Source organism: Microbacterium esteraromaticum (assembly GCF_016907315.1).
Classification (GTDB): Bacteria; Actinomycetota; Actinomycetes; order Actinomycetales; family Microbacteriaceae; genus Microbacterium; species Microbacterium esteraromaticum.
The window spans coordinates 2,948,265-2,959,347 of sequence record NZ_JAFBBS010000001.1; the positions used below are offsets into that span (position 1 = coordinate 2,948,265).

Annotated in this window: 9 protein-coding genes; 5 read left to right on the forward strand and 4 right to left on the reverse strand. The window is 68.6% G+C overall.

The annotated features are described in order from the left end of the window. Positions 1–102 precede the first annotated feature (102 nt). The gene (locus JOE67_RS13985; RefSeq protein WP_204976131.1) at positions 103–519 is read left to right on the forward strand and encodes a hypothetical protein; all 417 of its coding nucleotides are present in this window, start codon (positions 103–105) and stop codon (positions 517–519) included. 3 nt (positions 520–522) lie between these two features. Here the strand turns inward: JOE67_RS13985 and bcp are convergent, their stop codons facing one another. Genes bcp through aroA form a run of 3 tightly spaced genes read right to left on the reverse strand, consistent with a single transcriptional unit; the run spans position 523 to position 3,368 of the window. Beyond that, a complete protein-coding gene (gene bcp, locus JOE67_RS13990; RefSeq protein WP_204976132.1) occupies positions 523–996 on the reverse strand; it encodes a thioredoxin-dependent thiol peroxidase in 474 nt (157 codons plus the stop codon). Positions 997–1,005: 9 nt separating this feature from the next. Next, positions 1,006–2,046 carry a ribosome small subunit-dependent GTPase A gene (gene rsgA / locus JOE67_RS13995; RefSeq protein WP_204976133.1) on the reverse strand — a complete coding sequence of 347 codons (1,041 nt, stop codon included), beginning with the start codon at positions 2,044–2,046 and terminating at the stop codon, positions 1,006–1,008. Beyond that, positions 2,043–3,368 (reverse strand): 3-phosphoshikimate 1-carboxyvinyltransferase, encoded by a 1,326-nt coding sequence (gene aroA / locus JOE67_RS14000; protein ID WP_204976134.1) that lies wholly within the window; start codon positions 3,366–3,368, stop codon positions 2,043–2,045. The genes rsgA and aroA overlap by 4 nt, the downstream gene beginning before the upstream one ends. Before the next feature lie 48 nt (positions 3,369–3,416). On the opposite strand from aroA, the gene JOE67_RS14005 reads away from it, so the two are divergent. The 4 genes from JOE67_RS14005 (at position 3,417) to JOE67_RS14020 (ending at position 7,094) form a co-directional block, all read left to right on the forward strand. Continuing rightward, positions 3,417–4,085, forward strand: a complete 669-nt coding sequence (locus JOE67_RS14005) for a sigma-70 family RNA polymerase sigma factor (protein ID WP_204976135.1) — start codon at positions 3,417–3,419, stop codon at positions 4,083–4,085. After that, a complete protein-coding gene (locus JOE67_RS14010; RefSeq protein ID WP_204976136.1) occupies positions 4,082–4,324 on the forward strand; it encodes a zf-HC2 domain-containing protein in 243 nt (80 codons plus the stop codon). Before JOE67_RS14005 ends, JOE67_RS14010 begins: the two co-directional genes overlap by 4 nt. Before the next feature lie 45 nt (positions 4,325–4,369). Continuing rightward, on the forward strand, positions 4,370–5,665 hold the full coding sequence (locus JOE67_RS14015; RefSeq protein WP_204976137.1) for a GNAT family N-acetyltransferase: 1,296 nt from the start codon (positions 4,370–4,372) through the stop codon (positions 5,663–5,665). 136 nt (positions 5,666–5,801) lie between these two features. Next, positions 5,802–7,094, forward strand: coding sequence for an APC family permease (locus JOE67_RS14020; protein ID WP_338041620.1), 1,293 nt, complete (start codon positions 5,802–5,804; stop codon positions 7,092–7,094). A gap of 84 nt (positions 7,095–7,178) precedes the next feature. Here JOE67_RS14020 and JOE67_RS14025 read toward each other — a convergent pair whose 3' ends face one another. Next, a complete protein-coding gene (locus JOE67_RS14025; RefSeq protein ID WP_204976138.1) occupies positions 7,179–10,847 on the reverse strand; it encodes a multifunctional oxoglutarate decarboxylase/oxoglutarate dehydrogenase thiamine pyrophosphate-binding subunit/dihydrolipoyllysine-residue succinyltransferase subunit in 3,669 nt (1,222 codons plus the stop codon). Positions 10,848–11,083 lie beyond the last annotated feature (236 nt).

Here is an 11,083-nt window from a genome sequence, read left to right on the forward strand (position 1 = left end):
CCGCCCGCCCCACTCCGATGTGGGAGCACATGGCTTTGACTATTGTGTTACAGATATCTACTGAAATCAAGGGTTTTCTGACAGCTCTTGAGAGGAGCACGCGTGCGCCCGTCCGGACCGGCCATCGCCGCCGCCATCGTCCTTGCATTCGAGGCCATCGCCCTCGGGGTCGTCTGCCTGTTCGAGCTTCTCGCCCTCGGCGCAGGTCAGGCATCGTCCGACATCGGCGGCATCGCGCTCATCGTCCTCACGCTGCTCGCCGCAGTCGCGCTCGGCGCCTTCTCATGGGGCACGCTGCGACGCGCGTCGTGGGCCCGATCAGGGGGAGTGTTCTTCCAGGTGCTCGGGGTCGCGCTGGGCCTCGCGTCGCTGACCATCGAGCCGAAGGTGTGGCTGTTCACTCTTGCGGTCGGGGGAACCGCGCTGATCGGCCTCGTCCTGCTGATCAGCGCGACCCGCCTCGACGGAGCATCCGACCCCAGGCTTCGGCGCGGCGAGGATCCGCGAGACGAAGTGTGATGCTCAGGCGTCGATGCCGAGCGTCTTCCGCAGTCGCGCGACGTGTCCGGTGGCCTTGACGTTGTACTGCGCGAGCGTGATCACGCCGTGCTCGTCGATGACGAAGGTCGAGCGGATGACGCCCTCGACGACCTTGCCGTAGTTCATCTTCTCGCCCCACACGCCGTAGGCGGTGTGCACGGCGTGGTCTGGGTCGCTGAGCAGCTCGAACGTGAGCCCGTCGCGCTCGCGGAACGACGCCAGCTTCGCGGGCTCGTCGCGAGAGACGCCGATCACCGTGTAGCCGGCGCCCTGCAGCGACGAGATGCTGTCGCGGAAATCGCAGGCCTGCGTGGTGCAGCCCGGCGTCATCGCGGCCGGGTAGAAGTACAGGATGACCTTCTCGCCGCGCAGATCCGCGAGCGAGACAGACTCGCCATCCTGGTTCAGGAGCGAGAAATCAGGGGCGGGCGTACCGGGTTCGAGGCGTGTCGTCACCCGTCAAGCCTATCCGGCGAACGTGGCCAGCAGACGCTGCAGCGACTCCAGCCTCGCCTTGCCGGTCTCGCTGAGCGTGCCGTCTGACGCGGCCTCGTTCAGGGCGCAGTCCTCGGCGTCGGCCAGATGCGTGCAGCCACGGGGGCAGTCCTCGGCGATCTCAGCGAGCTCGGTGTACGCGGTGAGGATGTTGGCCGGATCGACGTGCCCCAGCCCGAATGAGCGCACGCCGGGGGTATCGATGACCCACCCGCTGCCGTCTGCGCTCATGTAGCGCAGCGACACAGTCGACGAGGAGGTGTGTCGGCCGCGGCCCGTCACCTCGTTGACGTGACCCGTCGCGCGTCGCGCTTCGGGAACCAGAGCGTTGACCAGGGTGGACTTGCCGACGCCGGAGTGCCCGACGAAGACCGTGGAGTGGCCGACCAGGGCCTCGCCGATCTCGTCGACGGGCATCTGGCCGCGAGCGCTGGTGAAGACGGTCAGGTCGAGTCCGTCGAAGTGCGAGAGGAACTCCGCCGGATCGGCGAGGTCGGTCTTGGTGACGACGAGGAGGGGGCGGATGCCGGCATCCAGGGCCGCCACGAGGTATCGGTCCACGAGTCGGGCGCGTGGCTCCGGGTCGGCTGCGGCCACCACGACCAGCATCTGGTCGGCGTTCGCGACGATGACCCTCTCGACCTGGTCGGTGTCGTCGGCGCTGCGACGCAGCAGTGAGGTCCGATCGACGATGCCGACGATGCGCCCGAGCGTTCCCTCATCCCCGGAGCGGTCGCCGACGACCCGCGCTCGGTCGCCGGTCACGATCGGCGTGCGTCGCAGCTCACGCGCCCTGGCGGCCGTGATCATGCGCTCCTCGGGGGTGTCCTCGCCGAGCAGCACGCTGTAACGGCCCCGGTCGACTCCGAGGATGCGCCCGATCTCGGCATCGTCGTGCGCAGGACGGCGCTTCGTTCGCGGACGGTTGGCCTTCGGATTCGGCCGGGTGCGGATGCGGCTCTCGTCGAACTCCTCGAGCTCGTCGAGGTCGTCGTCGCCGAGCCAGCTCACGCGATGGCGCCCTTCAGCATCCGCTCCCACAGCAGGGCGAACTCGGGAAGCGTCTTCGCGGTCGTGCCGATGTCGTCGATCTCCACGCCAGGCACGCGAAGTCCGATCAGCGCGCCCGTCGTCGCCATCCTGTGGTCGTGGTACGCGGGCCAGACGCCGCCGTGAAGGGGGCGCGGCGTGATGCGCAGGCCGTCCGGCAGCTCTTCAGCCTCGCCGCCCAGCGCGCGCAGGTTGTTGACGAGCGCCGCGATGCGGTCGGTCTCGTGTGCCCGGATGTGGGCGACGCCGTGGATGGTCGTGGGGCCGTCGGCGAAGGCGGCGAGGCCGACGATGGTCGGCGTGAGTTCGCTCGCCGCCGACAGGTCGATGTCGAGGCCGCGGATGCCGTCTCCGGCGCGCACGGTCAGAGCACCGCCGTGTCTGCTGGTGTGGGCGCCGAGGGCGTGCAGGATCTCAGGCAGCAGGGCACCAGGCTGGGTCGAGTGCAGCGGCCAGCCGGTGACCGTCACCTCGCCGCCGGTCACCAGGGCTGCCGCCAGGAACGGTGCAGCATTGGAGAGGTCGGGCTCGATCGCGACGTCCTTCGCCCGCGGGATGCCGGCCTCAACCAGCCACTCGCCCGTGGCCGGTCGTTCGATGCGGATGCCACGGCGGCTGAGCGATTCGATGGTCATGTCGATGTGCGGCAGGCTCGGGAGCCGATCGCCGGTGTGCACCAGATGCAGGCCCACGTCGAAGCGCGGTGCCGCGAGCAGCAGGCCGGAGACGAACTGGCTCGACCCTGAGGCGTCGATCTCGACGCGGCCGCCGCGGATGCGTCCGTGCCCGCGCACGGTGAAGGGCAGCGACCAGGTGCCTTCATCGTCGATGTCGACGCCGAGGTCGCGGAGGCCGGTGATCAGGGCCCCCATCGGCCGGTGCAGCGCGCTCTCATGCGCGGTGAGGTGGATCTCATCGTGGGCGAGACCGGCCAGCGGCGCGATGAAGCGCATCACGGTGCCGGCCTGGCCGCAGTCAATGGTCACGCCGCCGTGGAGGTGAGCGGGGGTGACGAGGAGGTCGGGCCCGAACTCCCCGTCGGACGGCTCCTCCTCGATCCCGACGCCCAGCAGCCGCAGCGCGTCGATCATGCGCCGCGAGTCGTCGGAGTGCAGCGGGCGGATGAGCCGGCCAGGACCGTCGGCGATCGCGGCGATCACCAGCTCGCGGTTGGTGAGCGACTTGGAGCCGGGGACGGTGACGGACGCGTGCACAGCATGGTCTACGTCCGGCGCGAGGTAGCGACCTCGAGCGGGTGCGGGGGAATACCGTTCAGTGCTCATCGGTTCTAAGCCTAGTGAAGCCCGCGACACACGGAGAGGAGAAGACGCATGACGGCGACCCTGCTGCCTGACCGCACCGACGAGAACGCTGTAGACGTGCTCTCCCGCCTAGACTGGCCCGTGATGGACGAGACAGCTCCCAGCGATCCTCGACGCGATTTCGAGGAGCAGGCGATCCCCTTCATGGATCAGCTCTATGCCGCGGCGATGCGCATGACGCGCAACCCGGCCGACGCAGCCGACCTCGTCCAGGAGACGTTCGTGAAGGCGTACGGCGCGTGGTCGACGTTCTCGCAGGGAACGAACCTGAAGGCGTGGCTGTATCGCATCCTCACCAACACGTACATCAACATCTACCGCAAGCGCCAGCGTGAGCCGTTCCAGGGCACGATCGACGAACTCGAGGACTGGCAGCTGGGCGGGGCCGAGTCGACGACCGCGTCGCACAGCCGCTCCGCCGAGGCGGAGGCGATCGACCGGATGCCTGCATCCGTCGTCAAGGATGCCCTTCAGGAGGTGCCCGAGGACTTCCGCCTCGCGGTCTACCTGGCTGACGTCGAGGGATTCTCGTACCAGGAGATCGCCGACATCATGAAGACCCCCATCGGCACCGTGATGAGCCGCCTGCACCGTGGCAGGCGCATGCTCCGCGAGCTGCTGGCCGACTACGCCGCTGAACGAGGAATCCGTGCGGCCGAACCGAGGAGCAGGAAATGAGCGACTGCGGCTGCGAGAAGGCGCGCCGGGATCTCGAGGAGTACCTTCGCAACGAGGTGTGCCGCACCGGGCACACCGAGATCCGCGAGCATCTCGAGAACTGCGAGTCCTGCAAAGACGAGGCGCTCGTCGCGAAGACCCTCACCGAGGTCGTCGCTCGCGCGTGCAAGGAGACCGCGCCCGAAGAGCTGCGCGATCAGGTGATGGCTCCCCTGCGAGCCGCCCAGGCCACTCACTGACCTCGGGAGCGCTCGCGGTCCGACGCTGCGCATAGGGTGGGGTGCATGACCGCGACGAATCCGAGTCCCGTTCCCGTCGACCCCCGGTCCGCGCAGCGCTTGAGCGCGGCCGGACTGCGATACCGTCTCGTCGACATGGACGACGCCGTCGACGGAGAGGCATTCCTTCGCGCTGATGCCCGCGGCTTCCTCGATGAGGAGCCCACCGATGCCCAGGTCGAGCAGATGCGAGCCACTATGCGGCTCCGCCGCAACATCGGCGTCTTCGATGAGGCCGCAGGTATCTGGCCGGTCGCCACCGTCAACAGCTGGGTCACCCCGCTGACGGTGCCAGGCGGCGAGATCGGCATGTGGGCGATCAGCTCCGTCACGGTCGCGGGCACGCATCGCCGCCGCGGCATCGCACGCAGCCTGCTCGAGGGCGAGCTGCGCGCGGCCGATTCATCGGGCGTCGCCGTCGCGGGTCTCACCGCGTCCGAGGCGACGATCTACAGCCGCTACGGCTTCGGCGCGGCGGTGCCGGTTGTGCGGTTCACCGTCGACACGGCTCGCGCGGGGTGGGCGGCGGCATCTACGGCCGAAGGCCGCGTGTCCTACGTCGACAAGCAGACGCTCGCAGACGATCTGGAGCGCCTGCACGAGGCATCCCGCACCGTGCGCTCCGGTCAGGTCGCGGGGTGGCGCGGCCGATGGCTGCGTATGGCCGGACTCGCCGCGGGAGACAAAGAGGCTGCTGCCGTCCGGGGTCTGCGTTTCACCGACGGTGAGGGCGTCGTGCAGGGTGCGATGGCGTATACGCTCTCGGAGCTGCCCGGCGCCTTCCGCTCGGAGATGAAGATCCGATCTCTCATCACGACCTCGGACGAGGCGCTCCGCGCACTCTGGCAGTTCGTCGTGCAGCACGACCTGGTCACGAACGCCCGTGTCGACCTGCGGCCGCTCGACGACCCGCTGCCCTGGCTGGTCGCCGATCAGCGAGCCGTCACCGCCGAGACGCACGACCACGGATGGCTGCGCATTCTCGACGCCGAGGCGGCTCTGACCGCACGCACCTACAGCGCACCGCTCGACATCGTGCTGAGCGTGACCGACCCGCTCGGCTTCGCGGAAGGCCGCTGGCGGGTTCGCGTCGATGCAGAGGGACAGTGCTCGGTCGAGTCCACCGATTCCGACCACGACATCAGTCTCGGAGTCGTCGAGCTGTCGGCGCTCTACGCCGGGGGAGTGCCCGCGACCCAGCTCGCCGCAGCAGGGCGCATCGGCGGCGATGTCGAAGCTGTCGCCGCGGTCTCGGCCGCTTTCCGAGCGCAGCGCGCCCCTCATCTCGGCATCTGGTACTGAACCGGGCCGCCGGGAGGGGCGGAACAGCCGGCGCCGACGGCGGTATCCGGACGAAGTGCGGAGCATTACCGCCAATCCGCGGCGGTGACCCGCTGTGCCGCCGAACAGGTGCGCACCCCAGCGCTAACGTGAGCGGGTGAGCACCAGGGACTCCGCGCTGATCGCCCCGCATCTCGATGCGCCGCGCGCCGGCGGACTCGGGCTGCTGCCGGGGATCGCGCTGTATCTCGCCTCTGTGCTCGGCACAGGCCTGCTCGTGCTGCCAGGACTCGCCGCTCGCACCGCAGGCCCGGCCAGCGTTGTGTCGGTTCTCGCGGTCACGCTGCTGGCGATCCCGCTCGCCGGAGCATTCGCGGCGCTGGCGGCCAGGCATCCCGACCCCGGTGGAGTCGCCGCGTACGCCCGACGCGCGCTCGGACCGATCGCGGCCCGGGCCGCCGGATACTGGTTCCTCTTCGGCGTCGCCGCCGGAGGGGCCGTCGTGGCCATGCTGGGTGCGCGGTACATCTCGATCGTGGTGGGCATCGATGATGCCGCGGAGCCTCTGATCGCGCTCGGATTCCTGGCCCTGCCGTTCGTCTCGAACCTCTTCGGAGTCCGGATCGCCGGCTGGCTCCAGCTCGGGCTCACCGCTCTGCTCATGGCCGTCGTCGTGACGGTGATCGCTCTCGCCGCTCCCGCCGTCGAACCAGCGCATTTCCGACCCTTCCTGCCTCATGGCTGGGGTGGGGTCGGCACCGCCATCGTCATGTTCGTGCGGGCGTTCGCGGGCTGGGAGGTCGGGACGCACATCTCGGGCGAGTTCCGCCGGCCACGTCGGACGATACCGATCGCGACCGCGGTGACGCTCGTGGTCTCGGGGACGGCATATCTCGTTCTGCAGATCGTCACGGTCGGAGCGCTCGGCGACCGCGCCGGCGAAGGCGACGTGGTGCTGCTCGAACTCGCCAGGACGGGTGATCTTGCCGCTGCCCCCGCCCTGGTCGGCGCCGCGGCGGGCATCGTCGCGCTCGGAGTCATGAACGTCTACATCGCTGCATTCGCGAAGCTCGGCGCGTCACTCGCCGCGTCGGGAGACCTGCCCGTCTGGTTCTCCAAGGGGGCCGCGAACGGCGAGGTCCCGCGACGCGCCCTGCTGCTCACCGGTGGTGTGGTGTCGGTGTACTTCATCGCCGCGCTCGCGATGGGTGGGGACCTCCAGCCGTTCATCCTCGTGCACACGGCGAGCATGGTCGCGATCTACGTGATCGGGATGGTCGCCGCGGTCCGGCTGCTGCCGCGCCGAACTGCAGGCCACCGGTGTGCGTCGATCGCCGTCGTGCTCACGTTCGCGCTCCTGCCTCTCGCCGGTATCGCCCTCATCGTCCCCGCCTTCCTCGCGCTGACCGCATGGGGTGTGCAGAAGCTGCGGAGCCGCAGGACGCTCTGATCTCGAAGAGCCCACGCGCCTCGGTACGCAGAACCGCCGCCCTTCGCGAGGAGGAGCGGCGGTTCGAGTGCGATACGACGACCGTCAGCCCACGGTCAGGGCGGTCTTGAGCAGAGCGACCTGCTCGGCGGCGTGCACCTTCGACGAGCCGGTCGCCGGCGAGGCGGCGGCAGGACGGGTCACGGCGTGGAACTGACGGTCACCTGGCACCTCGGCGAACTGCAGCGCCAGGAACGGCCACGCGCCCTGGTTCTCGGGCTCGTCCTGAACCCACACCAGCTCGGCGTTCGGATACGAGTCGGTGATCGCCTTGAGCTCGTCGATCGGAGTCGGGTAGAGCTGCTCCAGCCGCACGAGCGCGATCTCGGGGTTGGGGTTCTTCTCGAGCTCGCTGCGCAGGTCCCAGTGGATCTTGCCCGAGTGCACGAGCACGCGCGTGACGGCGTTGCGGTCGAGACCGCGGTCGTCGTCGATCACCGGCTCGAAACGACCCTTGGTGAAGTCCTCGACCTCGCTGGTCGCGCCTCGCAGGCGCAGCATGGCCTTCGGAGTGAAGACGATCAGCGGCTTGCGTGGGCGGGCATACGCCTGGCGGCGCAGCAGGTGGAAGTGGGATGCGGGGGTCGACGGTCGCGCCACGATCATGTTGTCCTGAGCGCACAGCTGCAGGAAGCGCTCCATCCGCGCCGAGGAGTGGTCGGGTCCCTGGCCCTCGTAGCCGTGCGGCAGCAGCATGACCACGCTGGACTGCTGGCCCCACTTCTGCTCGGCCGCCGAGATGTACTCATCGATCACCGACTGCGCGCCATTGGCGAAGTCGCCGAACTGCGCTTCCCACAGCACGAGGGCGTCGGGGTTCTCGACGGAGTAGCCGTACTCGAACCCGAGCGCCGCGTACTCGCTGAGCAGCGAGTCGTAGACGAAGAACCGGCCCTGGCTGTCGGACAGGTTCGCCAGCGGCAGCCATTCCTGGCCGTTGCGACGGTCGTGCAGCACGGCGTGCCGCTGCACGAACGTGCCGCGGCGCGAGTCCTGACCGGCGAGGCGCACGGGGGTGCCCTCGACCAGCAGTGAGCCGAACGCCAGCAGCTCGCCGAAGCCCCAGTCGATTCCGCCCTCGCGGCTCATCGCCACGCGCTTGTCGAGCTGCTGCTGCAGCTTGGAGTGCACGGTGAACCCGTCGGGCTTGTTCGCGTGCGCGTCGCCGATGAGGTGGATCACCTCGAGCGGGACGCCGGTGACCTCGGGAGAGCCCACCTGCTCTTCGACGGGAGTGAGCTCGGGTGCGATCGGCGTCGCCCCGGTCTCAGCGGCATGGGTCTCGGCGAATGCGATCTCGAGGCGGTTCTGGAAGTCCGCCTTCGCCTGGTCGTACTCCTCCTCGGTGATGTCGCCGCGGCCGACGAGGCCGTCGGTGTAGAGCTTGCGCACCGAGCGCTTCGCCTGGATCAGGTCGGTCATCAGCGGCTGGGTCATCGAGGGGTCGTCGCCCTCGTTGTGACCGCGGCGCCGGTAGCAGACCAGGTCGATCACGACATCGCGGTGGAACCGCTCACGGTATTCGAATGCGAGCTGTGCGACGTGGATGACCGATTCGGGGTCGTCGCCGTTCACGTGGAACACCGGAGCCTGGATGGTCTTCGCGACGTCGGTGGCGTACACCGAGGTGCGCGAATCCGTGGGCAGCGTGGTGAAGCCGACCTGGTTGTTGACCACGATGTGCACGGTGCCGCCTGTGCGGTAGCCGCGCAGCTGCGACATCTGCAGGGTCTCGACCACGACGCCCTGGCCGGCGAAGGCCGCGTCGCCGTGCACGAGGATCGGCAGCCAGGCGAACGTGCCGATCGGCTTGCGGTCCTGCTTGGCGCGCACGATGCCCTCGAGCACGCCGTCGACGGTCTCGAGGTGCGAGGGGTTCGCCGCGAGGTAGACCGGCAGCTCGGCGCCGTCCTCCGCGACGAACGTGCCCTCGGTGCCGAGGTGGTACTTCACATCTCCCGAACCGCGCTGGTTGCCCGGCGTCAGCGATCCCTCGAACTCGCGGAACACCTGACCGTAGGTCTTGCCGGCGATGTTGGTGAGCACGTTGAGACGCCCGCGGTGCGCCATGCCGATCGCAGCTCCGTCGAGTCCGGCGGTCGCTGCCCCTTGCAGGATCTCATCGAGCAGCGGGATGAGCGATTCGCCGCCTTCCAGCGAGAAGCGCTTCTGGCCGACGAACTTCGTCTGCAGGAAGGTCTCGAACGCCTCGGCCTCGTTGAGCTTGCGCAGCACGCGCAGCTGCTCGTCGTGGCCGGGCTTGACGTACTTGACCTCGAGCTTCTCCTGGAACCACCGACGCTGCTCGGGGTCCTGGATGTGCATGTACTCGATTCCGAGCGTGCGGCAGTACGAGTCGCGCAGAACGCCGAGGATGTCGCGCAGCTTCATCACTCGACGGCCGCCGAAGCCGCCCGTCACGAACTCGCGGTCGAGGTCCCAGAAGGTGAGTCCGTGGCTCTCGATCTCAAGGTCGGGGTGCGAGCGCTGCACGTACTCGAGCGGGTCAATGTCGGCCATCAGGTGTCCGCGGACCCGGTACGAGTTGATGAGTTCCTGCACGCGCGACTGCTTATCGACGCGCTCGGCGAGGTCTACCGCGATGTCGGCGTTCCAGCGGATCGGCTGGTAGGGGATTCGCAGCGAGGCGAAGATGTCCTCGTAGAAGCTGCGCTCGCCGATCAGCAGCTCGTGCACCTTCTTGAGGAACTCGCCCGAGCCGGCGCCCTGGATGACGCGGTGATCGTACGTGCTCGTGAGCGTGATCGTCTTGCCGATGCCCAGCTCGGTGAGCGTCTTGGTGCTCGAACCCTGGAACTCGGCGGGGTAGTCGAGGGCGCCGGCGCCGATGATGCAGCCCTGGCCCTTCATGAGGCGCGGAACCGAGTGCACGGTGCCGATCCCACCGGGGTTGGTGAGAGACACGGTGGTGCCTGCGAAGTCGGCGGCCGTCAGCTTGTTGCCGCGCGCCCGGGCGATGAGGTCCTCGTAGGCGGTGAGGTACTCGCCGAACGTCATCGTGTCTGCGCGCTTGATGCTCGGCACGAGCAGCGCGCGGGTGCCGTCGGGCTTGGGGATGTCGACGGCGATGCCGAGGTTGACGTGCGCCGGGGCGACGACCGACGGCTTGCCGTCGATCTCGGCGTAGAACACGTTCTGGCTCGGGAACTCCTTGAGGGTGCGGATCAGCGCCCAGCCGATCAGATGGGTGAAGCTCACCTTGCCGCCGCGCGTGCGCGACATGTGGTTGTTGATGACGATGCGGTTGTCGATCATCAGCTTGGCCGGCACCGTGCGGACGCTCGTGGCGGTCGGGACCGACAGGGACTGATCCATGTTGGCGGCGAGCGTCTTCGGCATGCCGCGCAGCGGCGTGACCGTCTCCTCCTCAGCAGGCGCCTCGTCCTTTGCCTCGCGCTTGGGCGCCTGGGCGGGGATCGGGGCCTGCTTCGCGGGCTTGGCGGTGGTGCGTGCGACAGGCTGCGCGCCGATCACCGGGATGGGGGCCGTCACCGGATGCGCCGGCTGAGCGGGTGCAGCAGGTGTCGCGGCAGGCTGAGCCGCGGCATCCGGCGTGTACTGCTCGAGGATCGGCCACCACTCCTTGTCGACCGAGTTGCGGTCCTTCTTGAACTGCTCGTAAAGCTCGTCCACGAGCCAAGAGTTGGCTCCGAACCCCCCGTCGCCACCGACGCCGGTCACCTGGTTCGACACGCTCTATCGCCCTCTTTCGTCGCTGAAGCTCACATGCGACCGGTCGCTGACTGCAGCGCTCGGGTCGCACTTGCGTAACAGTCATCAAGCCTAACGCCAAACAGATTCCGAAATGCCTGTGACGGCGCCCGTTTCGCCCGACCTTTCCGGAACGGCGGCGACAGGATGCGACGATGCGCGAGCACAGCCGGATTCTGTAAGATCGGGCGCACCATGGACGACCCTCCTTCTTGTAG

Bases quoted from the DNA above. Each gene is read 5' to 3' on its own strand.
- JOE67_RS14010 (WP_204976136.1), top strand. From the start codon at position 4,082: ATGAGCGACTGCGGCTGCGAGAAGGCGCGCCGGGATCTCGAGGAGTAC.
- JOE67_RS14015 (WP_204976137.1), top strand. From the start codon at position 4,370: ATGACCGCGACGAATCCGAGTCCCGTTCCCGTCGACCCCCGGTCCGCG.
- aroA (WP_204976134.1), bottom strand. From the start codon at position 3,368: ATGAGCACTGAACGGTATTCCCCCGCACCCGCTCGAGGTCGCTACCTC.
- JOE67_RS14005 (WP_204976135.1), top strand. From the start codon at position 3,417: ATGACGGCGACCCTGCTGCCTGACCGCACCGACGAGAACGCTGTAGAC.